The 16,929-nt window shown below is 63.5% G+C and carries 9 protein-coding genes; all 9 read left to right on the forward strand.

What is annotated here, in order from left to right:
- Positions 1-42 precede the first annotated feature (42 nt).
- The 9 genes from AC3G2C_RS00180 (at position 43) to AC3G2C_RS00220 (ending at position 16,727) form a co-directional block, all read left to right on the forward strand.
- Positions 43-1,263 carry a DUF3142 domain-containing protein gene (locus tag AC3G2C_RS00180; protein ID WP_488383199.1) on the forward strand — a complete coding sequence of 407 codons (1,221 nt, stop codon included), beginning with the start codon at positions 43-45 and terminating at the stop codon, positions 1,261-1,263.
- A 118-nt stretch (positions 1,264-1,381) separates the two neighbouring features.
- Positions 1,382-3,781, forward strand: a complete 2,400-nt coding sequence (locus AC3G2C_RS00185) for a hypothetical protein (protein WP_488382588.1) — start codon at positions 1,382-1,384, stop codon at positions 3,779-3,781.
- A gap of 64 nt (positions 3,782-3,845) precedes the next feature.
- Positions 3,846-4,889: a tRNA preQ1(34) S-adenosylmethionine ribosyltransferase-isomerase QueA gene (gene queA / locus AC3G2C_RS00190; RefSeq protein WP_488382589.1), complete on the forward strand. Its 1,044-nt coding sequence runs from the start codon at positions 3,846-3,848 to the stop codon at positions 4,887-4,889.
- A 102-nt stretch (positions 4,890-4,991) separates the two neighbouring features.
- Positions 4,992-6,119 (forward strand): tRNA guanosine(34) transglycosylase Tgt, encoded by a 1,128-nt coding sequence (gene tgt / locus AC3G2C_RS00195; RefSeq protein ID WP_488382590.1) that lies wholly within the window; start codon positions 4,992-4,994, stop codon positions 6,117-6,119.
- Positions 6,120-6,372: 253 nt separating this feature from the next.
- Positions 6,373-6,714, forward strand: a complete 342-nt coding sequence (gene yajC / locus AC3G2C_RS00200; protein WP_488382591.1) for a preprotein translocase subunit YajC — start codon at positions 6,373-6,375, stop codon at positions 6,712-6,714.
- A gap of 90 nt (positions 6,715-6,804) precedes the next feature.
- A complete protein-coding gene (secD, locus tag AC3G2C_RS00205; RefSeq protein WP_488382592.1) occupies positions 6,805-8,676 on the forward strand; it encodes a protein translocase subunit SecD in 1,872 nt (623 codons plus the stop codon).
- 16 nt (positions 8,677-8,692) lie between these two features.
- Positions 8,693-9,649 (forward strand): protein translocase subunit SecF, encoded by a 957-nt coding sequence (gene secF / locus AC3G2C_RS00210; protein WP_488382593.1) that lies wholly within the window; start codon positions 8,693-8,695, stop codon positions 9,647-9,649.
- A 472-nt stretch (positions 9,650-10,121) separates the two neighbouring features.
- Entirely contained in the window at positions 10,122-13,160 is a 3,039-nt protein-coding gene (locus tag AC3G2C_RS00215) for a TonB-dependent receptor (RefSeq protein ID WP_488382594.1), read from the forward strand.
- Between the two features lie 525 nt (positions 13,161-13,685).
- Complete coding sequence (locus AC3G2C_RS00220) at positions 13,686-16,727, forward strand: TonB-dependent receptor (RefSeq protein ID WP_488382595.1); 3,042 nt, start codon at positions 13,686-13,688, stop codon at positions 16,725-16,727.
- Positions 16,728-16,929 lie beyond the last annotated feature (202 nt).

Genomic DNA, 16,929 nt, shown 5'->3' on the forward strand with positions numbered 1-16,929 from the left:
CACAATAGGCAGCCTTTTCCGTTGAGCACGGCCTTGTCCCTTATGCGCGCCCGTCTGGTTTTCGCGATCGCCGCCTTGCTGATCGCCATGCTCGCGCTGGCGGGCACCGGCTGTGCGCGCAAGTTGAGCACGTTCGACAACGATGCCTATATCTGGCAGCGACAATGGACGCCGTCGCTGGTCCAGGCCCTGCATGACAGCGACGACGTGGTACGGCGCTGGCGCGTGCTGGCAGCCGAGGTCGATGGGCAGGGCCAATGGCACATCGTGCAGCCCGATTGGAAGGCGCTGGCGGCCAGCGGCAAGCCGGTGATCGCCGTGGTGCGCATCGAAGGGCAGCTCGATCGTTGGGATGAATCCAACTTGGTCGATGGCGTGGATGGCGTGGTCACCGAATGGCGCCGCCACGGGTTGCCGCTGGTGGGGGTGGAGATCGATCACGACTGCGCCACGGCGCGGCTGCCCGCTTACACCCATTTACTGGAGGCTTTACGCCCTACGCTTGGTTCGCAACTGCATCTTTCCATCACCGCCCTGCCAACATGGCTGGAAAGCGCCGCGCTCGATCCGCTGCTGGCGCAAGTCGACGAGGTGGTGTTGCAGGTGCATGCGGTGCAGTCGCCGCGGGCGGGGTTGTTCAACCCTCAGCGCGCGCACGACTGGATCGCTGCCTTTGCCAAGCGCATGCCGCGCCCCTGGCGTGTCGCCTTGCCGGCTTATGGCACGCGGGTGAGTTGGGATGAGCAGGGCCGCATCGCTGGCATCGAAAGCGAGCGCCCCACCTTGAGCGGGGCGAGCGCGTCGAATGAATTGTTCGCCGACCCCGTGGCCATGCAGGGTTTCCTCGCCAGCCTGCAGACCGATGCGCCCAAGGGGCTGGCGGGTATCGTGTGGTTCCGCCTGCCCACCGACGACGATGCCCGCGCATGGAGCATGGCCACCTGGCGCACGGTGCTCCTGGGCCAACCCTTGCGCATGTCGCTGTTGGCCCAGGTACGAGCTGCGCGGCAGGCGCCGCTGCGCGATCTGGTGCTGATCAATACCGGTAACGCCGATGTGCCGCTACCGTCGCTGGTGCGGCTGGAGGCGGGCTGCGCATTGGCCGATGGTGCAAACGGCTACACCTTGCAGCGCTCGGCCCAAGGGGTGTTCCTGCAGCGCAACCAGGGCGGGCTGCTGCGAGCGGGGCGTCAGCTCGCCATCGGCTGGCTGCGTTGCGATGGCGCGGCGGCCTTGCATATCGAGTCGGGGCGTTTGCGCTGAAAGCACTGAGCCTGCGGGCGTGCCGGCGATTCTGGATCAACGCACCAGCGACGTTCACGCGCCGCTGTCGCATACTTTGCACTCCCGGGCGCGGAGCGCCCTGACAACAGGTCTCCCCATGCACAAGCGCCAATGGATCGTCGCTGGTTTGCTCACGTCGCTCGCTGGCGCGATCGCCTGGGCCTGCGGCCCCATGTTTCCCAACCAATTGCTCGACCATCGCGCGGATACGCTGAAAGCGACGCCGCAGAACAGCTTTGCCTTCGAAGCCATGCATCTGCTGGAGCCGACCGACAAGCTGGTTGCCGTGCCGGTAAGTGGTGGCGATGAGTCGACGCCGAGCCCCGCCGCACAAGCCAAGGCGCTGGGCTTGAGCGAGGCGCAGGCGCAGCGCGTCGCAAGCTTGCGCCAGCTTGAGCATGCCGACGATGCCTACGAGCAGGGCAAGGACCTGCCGGCCGACCTGCGCGCCTACACCGCTGGCGCGGTGGCTTTCGCGCAGGAAGACTGGCCAGCCGCCGTCAGCCGCTTCGAGGAAGTGCTGGCACTGCCCGCCGATCAAGCCAAGCTGCGTAGTGTGTGGGCAGCCTTCATGCTGGGGCGCATCCATGCCGAACGAATGACGTCGGCCGCTGAGGCGACCGCGTTCCAGCAGGAGCGCACCGCCGCCGCCAAGGCCTTCGAGCTGGCGCGCACGCGCGCGGTGGCCGGCGCCGATGACACCCAGGCATTGGCTGTGGCGAGCTTCGGCGAGGAAGCCCGGCTGTATCTCTTCAATGGCCACACCCAGTGCAGCTGGGGCAACCTGTACGACGATGAGAACGCATGCGGCGACGGCATCGCCGTGGCCGACCTCAAGCGGGCCATCACGCTGTATGCGGCACAGGCGGGCTACGGCTCGGACAGTGGCGTGCAGTCGCTGGTGGCCATCGCCGGTCACACCTTGCGTTCGCCGTCGCAGCTGGAAGGCTTGCTGGATGGCCCGGTGGCGCAACGCATGTTGGTGTCTTACGCGCTGGCGCGCGTGGGCGGCGAAAGCAGCGACGCGGTGAGCGGCGAGGCCAGCAAGCCCGATTCGCGACTGGAATCGTTGGTGCAGGCCATCCAGCGCCGTGGCATGGACAAGGTCACCGGCGCCGATCGCCTGGCATCTTTGGCCTATGAAACCGGTCACTACGATCTGGCCGCCCAGTTTGCGGGCAAGGCGAGCGGCCCGCTGGCCGATTGGGTGCGTGCCAAGCTGGCGCTGCAGAAGGGCGACCTGGCGGCCGCCAGCGCGGCATACGCGGCGGCTGCCAAGGCGTTTCCCAAATCGGGTGACGCGCAGCCCGCGCTGGAGCCGGGCAACGTGCCCTTGCTTACCGGTGAGCGCGGCGTGCTGGCGCTGGCGCGGGGTGAGTATGTCGAAGCGCTGGGTCATCTCTACGACGCGGCGCAGGCCGTTGGCGGCGACGGCAACGTCTACGACGAATACATGGAATCGGCTAGTTACGGCTACGGCAACGACGCCAGCTACGTGGCCGAACGCGTGCTGACGGTGGATGAGCTCAAGGCCTTCGTCGACAGTCGCGCGCCGGCCACGCCTGTGCCTGCCAAGGGCAAGGACGAAAACGAGTACTACCGCACCACGCGCCCACTGGCCGACAACCTGCGCTGGTTACTGGCCCGACGCCTGATGCGCGCGGGCCGATACGACGAAGCGCAGCCTTACTTCCCGGTCGACGGCGACCCGCGCTTCGCCTTGTACGACGATGAAGGCAAGCCGCAGCCCACCACCTTGCGTAGCACCGCGGCCGCGTATGCAAAGGCCATGCACGACGGCGAGCATGCCTGGACCCGCATCGGTCGCGCGCAGGCCCGCTACGCGGCCGCCAAGATCGCGCGCGAGAACGGCATGGAGATCATCGGTTTCGAGCAGGGGCCCGACTACTTGGACAACGGAGGCAGCTTCCAGGGCGGCAGTGGCCAGGACGCCGCGTCGCTCAACCAGGCCATGGTCACCGATGGCGAGCGCCAGCGGTACGCGCAAAGCGTGTCCAAGCCGGAGCGCCGCTTCCACTATCGCTATATCGCCGCCGATGAGGCCAGCGCTGCGGCTGATCTGTTGCCGCCGCGCTCCCAGGCCTTTGCCGCGGTGTTGTGCCAGGCCACCGGCTGGATGCTGGAAGGGCCGCCCGATTACGAGGACAACTACCAGGGCTGGGGCGACGAGAAGCCCAAGGGCGTGCCCGAACGGTTGCAGCGAGCCGATGCGCTGTACACGCGCTATGTGAAGCAGGGCCCCTACGTGGCCTGGGCCAAGAATTTCGGACGCGACTGCGAGGAGCCGGATTTTGACCGCGCCCGCCAGTTGCAGCGAAGCCAGCAGGTGGCAGCGGTGCGTCACGCAGTGCGGCGCTATCTCCCTTACGAGGCCGCTGTGTTCGTGCTGGCGCTGGCGGCGTTTGCCGTCTGGTTGCTGCGCCGGCGTCGTCGCGGCCAGGCGGTGGCGGAGGCAGGTGAGGGCGAGTCGCGCTGAGAAAGTCTGGGCAGGGCGCGGGGCGTCGCCTCGCGCTTTGCGCGATAATGGCGCATTAAACGCCATGTCGCCCGCCGTGAAGAAGACCGATTTCGATTTTGAACTGCCCCCCGAGCTGATTGCCCAGGCGCCCCTGGCCGAGCGCTCGGCCAGCCGCATGCTGGTGCTGGATGTGGACGGTCAGACCCGGCAGGACCGCATGTTTCGCGACCTGCCCGAGTTCCTGCGCGAGGGCGACCTGCTGGTGTTCAACGACACGCGCGTGCTGCCCGCCCGCCTGTATGGGCGCAAGGAAAGCGGCGGCGCGGTAGAGATCCTGATCGAGCGCGTCACCGGTGCGCACGAAGCCACCGTGCAATTGGGCGTGAGCAAAAAGCCCAAGGAAGGCGGCCGTATCGAGCTGGCCGACGGCAGTGTTGCCACGGTGCTGGGGCGCGATGGGTCGTTCTTTCGCCTGCGTTTCGAGTCGCCCGATCCGCTGGAGCGTCTCTTGCTGCGCCTGGGCGAAATGCCGCTGCCGCCATACATCGAGCGTCACGCCGACGCCAGCGACCTGGAGCGCTACCAGACCGTGTTTGCGCGCGAGCCGGGTGCGGTGGCCGCGCCCACCGCCGGCCTGCATTTCGATGACGCCATGTTGGCCTTGCTGCGCGAGCGCGGTATCCAGTTCGGTTATGTGACCTTGCACGTGGGCGCCGGCACCTTCCAGCCGGTGCGTTCGGACGACATCAAGGATCACCAGATGCACCGCGAGTGGCTCAACGTGGGAGCCAGCCTGGTCGAGCAGGTGCGTCGCACCCGCGCGGCCGGTGGTCGCGTGATCGCCGTGGGTACCACCGTGGTACGTGCGCTGGAAAGCGCCAGCCGCGACGGCGAACTGCATCCCTTCGCGGGCGAAACGCAGATCTTCATTTTTCCGGGCTATCGCTTCAGCAGCATCGACGGATTGCTCACCAACTTCCACCTGCCGCAGTCGACCTTGCTGATGCTGGTGTCGGCGCTGGCCGGGCGGGATTTCATGCTGGGCTCGTATCGCCACGCGGTGGAGCAGAAATACCGCTTCTTCTCCTATGGCGACTCCATGCTGATCCTGCCTCGGGGCGGTTGAGGCGCCTGCAAGGCGGCGCCGGACGAGGGCGGAATAGCCCTGAAAGGCCGCTCAGACGGCCCGCTCGAAGCACGAAAGTCCATAACCGGCGATAATGTGCCGATGACTTCCATGACTTTCGAACTCAAGGCCACCGACGGCGCGGCCCGTCGCGGCCGCCTCACATTTGACCGCGGCACCGTGGAGACGCCGGCTTTCATGCCGGTGGGCACGTATGGCTCGGTGAAGGCGATGACGCCGCGGGATGTCCTCGATATCGGCGCCGAAATCATCCTGGGCAACACCTTCCACCTGTTCCTTCGCCCCGGCCTGGAGGTGGTGGAGCAGTTCGGCGGGTTGCACAAGTTCATTGGATGGGAGAAGCCCATCCTCACCGATTCGGGCGGCTTCCAGGTGTTCTCGCTGGCGCACAAGCGCAAGATCACCGAGGAGGGTGTGGCGTTTGCCTCGCCGGTGGACGGCTCCAAGGTGTTCCTCTCGCCCGAAGAATCCATGCGCATTCAGAAGGTGCTGGATTCGGACGTGGTGATGATCTTCGACGAATGCACGCCGTATCCGGCCACGGAAAAGGTGGCGTCCACGTCGATGGAGCTGAGCCTGCGCTGGGCCGAGCGCTCGCGTCGCGCCTTCAATGATCTCAAGAACCCCAATGCACTGTTCGGCATCGTGCAGGGCAGCGTGTACGAAAACCTGCGCCGCCGCTCGGCGGAGGGCCTGGTCAACATCGGTTTCGACGGCTACGCCGTGGGCGGCCTCGCCGTGGGTGAGCCGGAAGCCGAGCGCAATCACACGCTGGACTTCACCGTGCCGATGCTGCCGCAGGACAAGCCGCGCTACCTGATGGGCGTGGGCCGTCCGGAGGACATCGTGGAAGCGGTGCGTCGCGGCATCGACATGTTCGATTGCGTCATGCCCACGCGCAATGCGCGCAACGGGTTCCTGTTCACCAGCGAGGGCACGCTGCGCATCCGCAACGCCAAGTACGCGCTGGATACCCGCGTGATCGAGGAAGGCTGCGACTGCTATGCCTGCAACAGCGGTTTCAGCCGCGCGTACCTGCGCCATCTGGATCGTTGCAACGAGATCCTCGGCAGCCAGCTCGCCACCATGCACAACCTGCGTCACTACCAGCGCCTGATGGCAGGCCTGCGCGACGCCATCGCCGCCGGCAAGCTGGACGACTTCGTGGCCGAGTTCTACGCCCGCCGCGCGGGTGGTGTCGCGGCCTGAAGGTCGACCCTGGCGCGGGCAACCCCCCGCGTCAAACCGCTGAAGGTGGGTGTGACCCGACCAGGCTGACCGGGGAACCATGGTCGTTGCGCTTCGGTCCAGCCCCTTGGAATCGGCCTCCACCGCCGCCAGAACCCTTGGCGGGCGGGTCTTATGACGCATGCAGGGCCCGGGGGCGCATGGCATAATCCATGATCTTTTATCAGGCTTCGGCGGAAAATCTCGCTGAAACCGCAACTTACGAGACAAGCTGATGAATCTTACGACGTCCTTCATGATCGCCCAGGCTGCCCCGGCTGCCGGTGCAGCTCAAGCCCCGAACCCGATCATGACGTTCCTGCCGCTGATCCTGCTGTTCGTGGTGTTCTACTTCCTGATGATTCGTCCGCAGATGAAGCGTCAGAAGGAGCACCGCCAGATGGTCTCCGCGCTGTCCAAGGGCGACGAAGTAGTCACCAACGGCGGCATCGCCGGCAAGGTGGATGAAGTGGGTGAGAGCTTCATCACGGTCGAAATCGCGCCGAACGTGAAGATCAAGCTGCAGAAGGGTGCCGTGCAGCAGGTGCTGCCCAAGGGCACGCTGAAGTCGTCCTGACGACTTGCCGGGGTGGAGGGGCCCCGGTCCAACACGATGCATTGCTCGCCGCGGCCGGCCTCAGGCCGCGGCTTTTGACGGATTCAAGGCATGAGTGATTTTCCACGCTGGAAATATGCGCTGGTCGCCATCGTATTGGTGCTCGGCATCGTCTATGCGTTGCCCAACGCGTTCCTGCCGGTGCCTGCCGTGCAGATCACGGCCAACCGCAATGGCACGGTCGACCAGGCGCTCGAGCAGAAGGTAACCGCGGCGCTGGCCAAGGCGAACATCGCCAGCACCGGCATCGAGCTCAATGGCGATCATCTGGTGGCCAGTTTTGCCAACGCTGACGTGCAGAAGAGCGCCTCCGACGCCATTTCGGCGACGTTGGGCGATGACTACACGGTCGCCTTCAACCTCAAGTCCACAGTGCCGCATTGGCTCAGCGCCATTGGCGCCAAGTCGATGCCGCTGGGCCTGGACTTGCAGGGCGGCGTGCACTTCCTCATGCAGGTCGATCAGAACGACGTGATCGACAAGCAGGAAACGCGCTATGCGGACGATATCCGCAGCCTGCTGCGCGAAAAGAACATTCGCTATGACTCGGTGACGCGCAACGCGCAGCGTGGGCAGGGCGTGTCGGTGGTGCTCAAGTCCGCCGAGGATCGCGCCGCGGCCGCCAACATCATCGCCACCGAATACCCCGACCTGGCCGTGCAGGACGCAAACGCCACCGGCGACCGGTTCCCGCTGAATGCGGCCGTGCGTCCGGACAAGCTGCGCGAACTCTCGCTCAACACCATTCGCCAGAATCTGGGCACGCTGCGCAACCGTATCAACGCGCTGGGCGTGTCCGAGCCGATCATCCAGCAGCAGGGTGACAGCCGCATCGTGGTCGAGCTGGCCGGCGTGCAGGACACGGCCGAGGCCAAGAAGCTGATCGGCGCCACCGCCACGCTGGAATACCGCGCGGGCTACGGCACGCCGCAGCAGGCCCTGGACGCTGCCCGCTCGGGCATCGTGCCGCCGGATGCGCGTCTCTATAAGGGTCGCGAGGGCCAGCCGTACCTGCTCAGCAAGAACATCATCGTCACCGGTGACCAGTTGGTGGATGCTTCCTCCACCTTCGACCAGCAGAGTGGTTCGCCCGCCGTGTCGGTCACGCTGAACTCGGCCGGCGCCAAGAAGATGCTGGACTTCACCACCGGCAACGTCGGCAAGCCGATGGGCGTGGTGTACGTGGAGCGCGTGGTCGAGACCAAGATGGTCGACGGCAAGGAAGTGCGCACGCCCAAGATCACCGAAGAGGTGATCAACTACGCCACCATCAATGGCGTGTTCGGCAAGAACTTCCAGACCACCGGCCTGCGCAGCCCCAAGGAAGCCTCCGAACTGGCGCTGCTGCTCAAGGGTGGTTCGCTGGCTGCGCCCATCGACATCGTCGAGGAGCGTGTGATCGGTCCGAGCCTGGGCCAGGAGAACATCGCCAAGGGCCTGCGCGCGGTGACCCTGGGCCTGGCCCTGGTGCTGCTGGCCGCTGCGCTGTACTACAAGCTGTTCGGCCTGGTGGCCGACGTGGCGCTGTTCTTCAACCTGGTGATCCTGGTGGCGGTGATGTCTGCCGTGGGCGTCACGCTCACCATGCCTGGTATCGCCGGTATCGTGCTGACGCTGGGTATGGCGATCGACGCCAACGTGCTCATCTGCGAACGCATACGCGAAGAACTGCGCAACGGCTCGTCGCCGCTGGCGGCCATCCGCGCCGGTTACGACAAGGCGTGGGCCACCATTCTCGACGCCAACGTCACCCACCTGATCGCCGCGCTGGCGCTGACCACGATGGGCTCGGGCCCGATCAAGGGCTTCGGTGTGACGCTGCTGATCGGCATCCTCACCTCGATGTTCACCTCGGTCACCGTGACGCATGCCATCACGGCGTTGATCCACGGTCATCGCAAGCTCAAGACGCTGTCGGTCTGAAGAGGAACAGACACCTATGGAAATCTTCAACCACAACGCCAATGTGAACTTCCTCGGCATGAGGAAGTTCAGCGTGGGCATCGCTATCTTGCTGATGCTCGCCTCCATCGCGCTGATCGCCGTGAAGGGCCTCAACTATGGCCTCGACTTCACCGGCGGCGTGTCGCTGGTGGTGGACTACGACAACCCCGTGACCACCGTCGAAGTGCAGGAGGCCCTGAACAAGGGCGGTATCGAGCACTCGCTGGTCGCCAGCCTGGGCGGCACACGCGAAGTGTCGGTGCGCTTCCAGCCCACCGCAGCGATGAAGGACGAGGCGGGCAAGGTCAACCTGGACAGGGTATCGGCCGTGACCACCGGCGTGCTCAAGGCCGCACGCGCCGATGCCAGCGTCAAGAGCCGCGACTACGTCAGCTCGACCGTGGGTGACGAGTTGCGCAGCGACGGCATCATCGCGGCCATCGTGGTGGTGCTGGGTATCGGCCTGTACTTGGGTATCCGCTTCGAATGGCGTTTCGCGGTGGCTGCCATTGCCACCGAAGCGCACGATGCCCTGGTGACGGTGGGCATCTTCGCGCTGACCCAGCGCGAGTTCGACCTGACGGTGTTGGCGTCGGTGCTGGCGGTGATTGGTTACTCGATCAACGACAAGGTGGTGGTGTTCGACCGCGTGCGCGAACTGTTCCGCCTGGCCCGCAAGGCCGAGCCGGAGGAGATCCTCAACCGCTCGATCAACAACACGCTGTCGCGAACCATCATCACCGCGCTGTTCACCGGCATCACCATGGCGGCGCTGTACTTCTTCGGCGGTCCGGCTGTGCACGGTTTCGCCATCACCATGCTGATCGGCATCGTGGTGGGTACGCTGTCCTCGATCTTCGTGGCCAGCCCGATCCTGTTGTGGCTGGGCGTGTCCAAGCAGGACCTGATGCCCAAGACGAAGGAAAACCCTGAGCTGGCGCGCCGCCCGTAAGCGTTCGCCTACTTTGCTTCTTTCGACGGCCCGGTTCTCCGGGCCGTTTTTTTTTGCGTTCCTTTTACGCGTGTGACTAGGCTTTGCGCTTTGCCGCCACCGTGGTTGGTTGCCCGGGCGCCCTATGTGGTCAACATAAAAGCAAGGAAATTCAGCAATCTATTTCGCTCCACGGTAGGCCGGAATTGTAGGCTTAGGGCTCTTTATGTCGTAGCTTTCGGCAGGCTTAACCTGTGAAGTTTGTGTTGACATATCGTAAGAAATAACCCATGTTCGTATTTACTTCCTGTGACATGCGCGAGAGATTGCGATGACAGGATGTAAGCAGGCCGAGTCAGTGCGGGCCTGCCAGGGTGGGTCTGCTGGGGGAGCCTTCAGATTCAAACCAAACGACTTAGGTCAACCAGCCCGTGGCTGAGTCGACCCGGTTTTGTGTTGCCCATTTTTGGGCTTTTTCGGGGAGAGACATTTGATGAGTTCGAATAAGTTGCATGGCCTGGTGCTGCGCCGCTCGACGCTGGCTATCGCCATGACGATGGGCCTGGCGGGCGTGGCGTTCGCCCAGTCCACCACCGGTACGATCTTTGGTCAGGCAGAAGCCGGCGAAACGGTGACCGTCTCCGGTTCCACCGGCATCACTCGCTCGGTCACCGTCGACAACTCGGGCCGCTACCGTATTGCCAACCTGCCGCTGGGCACCTACTCGGTGCAGTTGCAGAAGGGCGGCTCCACGGTGGATACGCGCAAGGACGTGTCCATCACGGTGAACGCCGGTACCGAAGTGTCGTTCGTTTCCGCCGATGCCAAGGCCCTGTCGGCCGTGACCGTGACGGCGAACGCGCTGCCGGCGATCGACGTGTCGTCGGTCGATTCGCGCACCGTCGTGACCTCGCAGGATCTGGAGCGCCTGCCGCTCGGCCGTAGCGCTGAAGCCATCGCGCTGCTGGCGCCGGGCGTGGTGCCGGGCAGCGGCTACTTCTCTGGTCAGACCACTGGTTCGTCGGTCGTGTCGTTCGGCGGCTCGGCTGTCAGCGAGAATGCCTACTACATCAACGGCTACAACAGCTCCGACCCGCTGAAGAACCTGGGTGGTATTGGCCTGCCTTACGGCGCCATCGATCAGCAGGAAATCTACACCGGCGGCTACAGTGCCATGTACGGTCGTTCGGACGGCGGTGTGATCAGCCAGGTCGGTAAGCGCGGCACCAATGAGTGGCATTTCGGCGGCCAGGTGCTGTGGTCGCCCAAGTTCCTCGCCGAATCGCCCAAGGACGTGTATTTCCCGAACAACCAGCTGCCGGCTGGCTACGGCTACACCAATAAATCCCAGCCGGGCACGCTGTATCGCTCGCGCAAGGACAACACCAAGTGGAACAACACCTATAGCGCCTACGTGGGCGGCCCGCTGATCCAGGACAAGCTGTACATGTTCGTGGCGGCCGAGGCGGAGAAGCAGGAAGGCAAGTCCACCTCCACCTCTACCGCGGCCGTGCCTGCCAACACGTACTACACGTACAAGCTGCCCAAGTACTACGCCAAGCTCGACTGGAACATCAACGACAGCAACATCCTCGAGTTGACGGGCATCTCCAACAAGACCCAGTACAGCGGCGACCTGTATCGCTACAACTACGCCACGGGCGTGGAAGGCAGCTTCGCCGGTCATGACACCTCGACCAAGACCGGTTCGGACATCTACGTCGCCAAGTACACCAGCTACATCACCGACGACCTGACCTTCTCGGCCACCTACGGCCAGAACCGCGCCATCGATTACTCGGTGACGCCGGGCCTCACGACCACGCAGTCCTACCTGAGTGGCGTGACCAACCAGAATCCGGCCATCACCGGCGGCACGCCGATCCGCAACACCAACACGGTGTTGTACGTGAAGGACCCGGGTGCGAAGAACAAGACCCACGGCCTGCGACTGGATCTTGAGTACAAGCTGGGCGATCACCTGCTGTCGGCGGGTATCGACAACATGCACTACAAGGCCACCAACGAAGGCCAGCAGGTGAGTGGCCCGGGCTACGCCTGGATCTACTACAAGGCCGCAGCCGGCAAGGAAAACGTGCCGATCCAGCCGGCCTTTGGCGTCGGCGCTCCGGGCGGCAAGGGCTATTACACCGCTCGCTACGTCTTCAGCACCACCACCAGCATGGCTGTGGATCAGAAGGCGCAGTACATCGAAGACACCTGGCAGATCAACGATCGCTGGATGGTGAAGCTGGGTCTGCGTGACGACCAGTTCACCAACTACAACAGTGCTGCTGTGAAGTACGTCGACCAGAAGGACCAGTGGGCGCCGCGTCTGGGCTTCAGCTGGGACGTGTTCGGCGACTCCTCGTTCAAGGTGTTTGGCAACCTCGGTCGCTACTATCTCGCGCTGCCCAACAGCGTGGCGATCCGCGGCGCTTCGGCCTCCACGTTCACCTATGAGTACTTCACCTATACCGGCATCGATGCCAACGGTAACCCGACCGGCCTGAAGCCCATGGGCCCGGGCCCGGTGTCGACCAACGGTGAATACGGTCAGGCGCCGGACGCCCATTCGGTCGCCGCGTCGAACCTCAAGTCGCAGTACCAGGATGAAGCCATCCTCGGCTTCAACAAGACCCTCGGTGCCAACTGGCTGTATGGCGCCAAGGTCACAGTGCGCAAGCTGCAGAGCTCCATCGACGACGTGTGCGATCCGGATGCGGTCGAGGCCAAGGTCATTGCCAGCGGCATCGATCCCAAGAGCGTAGTGCTGCCGCACGGCTGCTTGATCTTCAATCCGGGTGCGACCAACGACTTCCTGCTGGCTAACGCCAATGGCAGTGGCTACACCAAGGTCAGCATGTCGACCAAGGATTGGGGCTTCGCTTCGGGCGCCAAGCGCAAGTACTACGCGCTGGACCTGTTCATGGAGCATCCGTTCGACGGCAAGTGGCAGGGTCGCGTGGATTACACCTTCTCGCGCAGCTACGGCAACACGGAAGGCCAGGTGCTCTCCACCATCGGTCAGGACGACGTCTCCAAGACGCAGGACTGGGATACCCCGGCTCTGATGGAAAACAGCAACGGCGTGCTCTCCAACGACCGCACCCATCAGCTGAAGGCGTTTGGTGCCTACCAGGTTGCCTCGGAGTGGATGGTGTCCGGTGCGGTGCGTGTGATGTCCGGTGCGCCGAAGGCGTGCTTGGGCTACTACGGCACCAACGAAGGCGATCCGTCGGGTTACAAGTCCAAGTACCGCTGGTGCGGTGGCGAGCCGTCGCCGCTGGGCAGCCATGGTCGTCTGCCGTGGACCAAGTTCGTGGACCTGGGCGTGACCTATCGCCCGACTTGGGGCGACAAGAAGCTGGCGTTCAACATGAACGTGTTCAACGTGCTGAACGAGCGCAAGCCCACCGTGCTGGACGCGACCTACGAAACCGGTCGTTACACCGTGTCCAACACCTATGGTGCCGCGCTGTATCAGACCACGCCGCGCTACGCCCGCTTCTCGGTGACCTACGACTTCTAAGTCATCGACAGCACCGCTTTCCATGCTTCGTGGCGTTTCCTTCCCGGGCGCCACGGGCAGGGAAGGCAGTAGGGTTTTACCTACATTGCGCGATCACCCAAAGCGTTTTGCGCATGACCACCGGCTCCGGCCGGTGGTTTTTTTTCGTCGATATTTTGCGCCCTCCCGTCGGCGGAAAATTTCGTTTCAGTAGAGACTTTTTCTTGTAGGACAAATAGTTGGCGAAACGTAAGCACTACCATATTCGGCGAAATTCGTCGAAGTTCTGTCATCTTTCGCCGCATCAAACATTAAGACTATGTTGACAAGGCGTAAGAATTAATCCTATGGTCGTTACTTATTTCGCTTACGTCAGCTTCACTTAAGCTTTCAAGCGGAGTGCGCAAGGAATTGCGCGGGCGCGTGCAGGGTGGGATCTGCAGGGGGAGCCTCTTTCAGATTCATGTCCAGACGCATCTGGCTGGCCGGATTCCGGCTGGTACGGCTTTTTTTGCCCTCATGGGCATCTACGGGGAGATCCAATCGATGAACTTTCGTACGTTGAACGGTGCTGTCGTGTTGCGGCGCTCGACGCTGGCCATGGCCCTGACCATGGGCATGGCGGGAGTGGCATTTGCGCAGTCCACCACCGGCACCATCTTCGGCCAGGCCGAGGCCGGCGAAACCGTAACGGTGACCGGCTCCACCGGCATCTCGCGTTCGGCCACGGTGGACAACTCGGGCCGCTACCGCATCAGCAACCTGCCGCTGGGTACCTACAGTGTGGTGCTGCAGAAGAATGGCGCCACGGTGGATACCCGCAAGGACGTTTCCATCACGGTGAACGCGGGTACGGAAGTGTCGTTCGCCACGGCAGCCAACGCGCAGGCGCTGGCCTCGGTGACGGTGACCGCCAACGCGCTGCCGGCCATCGACGTGTCGTCGGTGGACTCGCGTACCGTCATCACCTCGCAGGATCTGGATCGCCTGCCGCTGGGTCGTAGCGCTGAAGCCATCGCGCTGCTGGCACCGGGCGTGGTGCAGGGCAGTGACTATTTCTCGGGCCAGAAGGCCGGTTCGTCGGTAATCTCTTTCGGCGGTTCCTCGGTGACCGAGAACGCCTATTACATCAACGGCTACAACACCACCGATCCGCTGAGCAACCTGGGCGGCATCGGCCTTCCTTACGGCGCCATCGATCAGCAGGAAATCTACACCGGCGGTTACAGCGCCATGTACGGTCGCTCGGACGGCGGCGTGATCAGCCAGGTCGGCAAGCGCGGCTCCAACGAATGGCATTTCGGTGGCCAGGTGCTGTGGTCGCCCAAGTTCCTTGCCGAAGACCCCAAGGACGTCAATTTCCCCAACCAGGCGCTGCCGGACGGCTACGCGTACACCGACGATTCCCTGCCGGGCACCAAGTACCGCACGCGCAAAGACAACACCAAGTGGAACACCACCTACAGCGCGTATGTGGGCGGCCCGCTGATCAAGGACAAGCTGTTCCTGTTCGTGGCAGCTGAGGCGGAGAAGCAGGAGGGCAAGTCCACCTCGTCCGCCGTGGCGGCCCAGCCGGCCAATACCTACTACACGTACAAGATGCCCAAGTACTACGTGAAGCTGGATTGGAACATCAATGACAGCAACATCCTCGAGTTGACCGGTATCTCCAACAAGACGCAGTACAGCGGCACCAAGTACGCGTATGACTACGAGTCGGGTACGGAAGGTGAGTTCGTCGGTTACGACACCTCGACCAAGACCGGTTCGGACATCTATATCGGCAAGTACACCAGCTACATCACCGACGACCTGACGTTCTCGGCCACGTATGGTCAGAACCGCGCGATCGACTATTCCACCATTCCGGGTGTCGATCCGAGCCTTGTGTATCTGAGCACGCCGACCAACCAGGATCCGTCGATCACTGGCGGTACGCCGATCCGCAACGGCAACACGATCCTGTACGCAAAGAATCCGAACGCGCACAACAAGACCCACGGTCTGCGCTTGGATCTCGAGTACAAGCTGGGTGACCACACCATCACCGGCGGTATCGACAACATGCACTTTGCCGCCACGGACGAAGGCCAGCAGGTCAGCGGCCCGGGCTACGCATGGCTTTACGGCAAGACCTCCAAGCCGAACTCGCCGCTGTCCAGCGAGCTGGGTATCGGTGCTCCGGGTGGCCAGGGTTACTACGTGCGTCGCTACGTGTTCACCACCACCACCAGCATGTCGGTGGATCAGAAGGCGCAGTACCTGGAAGACCGTTGGCAGATCAACGATCGCTGGCTGCTGAGCCTGGGCTTGCGCGACGACCAGTTCACCAACTACAACGCGGCCGGCCAGGCCTACGTGAAGAACAAGAACCAGTGGGCGCCGCGTCTGGGCTTCAGCTGGGACGTGTTCGGTGATTCCTCGTTCAAGGTGTTCGGCAACCTCGGTCGCTACTACCTCGCGCTGCCCAACAGCGTGGCGATCCGCGGCGCTTCGCCCTCGACCTTCACCTACGAGTACTTCACCTACAGCGGTATCGATGCCAACGGCAACCCGACCGGCCTGAAGGCCCTGGGCCCTGGTCCGGTGTCCACCAACGGCGAATACGGCGAAACGCCCGATCCCAAGACGGTTACCGCGTCCAACCTCAAGTCGCAGTACCAGGACGAAGCCATCCTGGGCTTCAGCAAGCAGTTGGGAACGGACTGGGTGTTCGGCGCCAAGGCGACGCTGCGCAAGCTGCAGACCGCCATCGACGACGTGTGCGATACCGATCCGCTGATCAACAAGGTGATCGCGCAAGGCATCGATCCGGATTCGGTCGTGCTGCCGCACAGCTGCCTGATCTTCAACCCGGGCGAGACCAACACCTACCTGCTGGCCAATGCCAACGGCAATGGCTACACCAAGGTGAGCATGTCCACCCACGATTGGGGCTTCCAGCAGGGCGCCAAGCGCAAGTACTACGCGCTTGACCTGTTCCTGGAGCATCCGTTCGACGGCAAGTGGCAGGGTCGTGTGGATTACACCTTCTCGCGTAGCTACGGGAACACGGAAGGCCAGGTGCTCTCCACGGTGGGCCAGGACGACGTCTCCAAGACGCAGGACTGGGACGCCCCGTCGCTCATGGTCAACAGCAATGGCGAGCTGTCCAACAACCGTACGCATCAGTTGAAGGCCTATGGCACCTACATGATCGCGCCAGAGTGGATGGTGTCCGGTGCGCTGCGTGTGATGTCCGGTGCACCGAAGGCTTGCCTGGGCTACTACGGCCCGGAGAACAGCGACCCGGCGGGCGGCTACTACTCGTCCTACCGCTGGTGCGGTGGCAAGCCCTCCAACCTGGGCAGCATGGGCCACTTGCCGTGGACCAAGACCGTGGACCTGGGCGTGACCTACCGTCCGGAGTGGGGTGACAAGAAGCTCGCTTTCAACTTCAACATCTTCAACGTGTTCAACGAGCGCAAGCCGACCGTGCTCGATGCCACCTACGAAGACGACAAGTTCACCGTGTCCAACACCTACGGCGCGACGATGTACCAGACCACGCCGCGCTACGGCCGCTTCTCGGTCACGTACGACTTCTAAGGCGCTCGTGCTGGCCCCAAAGGCCAGCCACACCACGCGATGTCGCTCCCGTCATCGCGTGGTGCTTTTGGAGGGGAAAGGATTTTTCGAAACCGATGCCCAGCCGCCGGCTAGTCCGGCGGCTTTTTTTATGTGTGCAAGCGGGGCCGGGCTGATCGATGCGTTCAGCTCAGCACCATGGGCCGGCTGGCTTCGTCATCGC

The organism is Frateuria sp. sgz306004, assembly GCF_057750885.1.

Coding starts and splice junctions, on each gene's coding strand:
- AC3G2C_RS00180 (WP_488383199.1), top strand. CDS start 43: ATGCGCGCCCGTCTGGTTTTCGCGATCGCCGCCTTGCTGATCGCCATG.
- AC3G2C_RS00185 (WP_488382588.1), top strand. CDS start 1,382: ATGCACAAGCGCCAATGGATCGTCGCTGGTTTGCTCACGTCGCTCGCT.
- queA (WP_488382589.1), top strand. CDS start 3,846: ATGTCGCCCGCCGTGAAGAAGACCGATTTCGATTTTGAACTGCCCCCC.
- tgt (WP_488382590.1), top strand. CDS start 4,992: ATGACTTCCATGACTTTCGAACTCAAGGCCACCGACGGCGCGGCCCGT.
- yajC (WP_488382591.1), top strand. CDS start 6,373: ATGAATCTTACGACGTCCTTCATGATCGCCCAGGCTGCCCCGGCTGCC.
- secD (WP_488382592.1), top strand. CDS start 6,805: ATGAGTGATTTTCCACGCTGGAAATATGCGCTGGTCGCCATCGTATTG.
- secF (WP_488382593.1), top strand. CDS start 8,693: ATGGAAATCTTCAACCACAACGCCAATGTGAACTTCCTCGGCATGAGG.
- AC3G2C_RS00215 (WP_488382594.1), top strand. CDS start 10,122: ATGAGTTCGAATAAGTTGCATGGCCTGGTGCTGCGCCGCTCGACGCTG.
- AC3G2C_RS00220 (WP_488382595.1), top strand. CDS start 13,686: ATGAACTTTCGTACGTTGAACGGTGCTGTCGTGTTGCGGCGCTCGACG.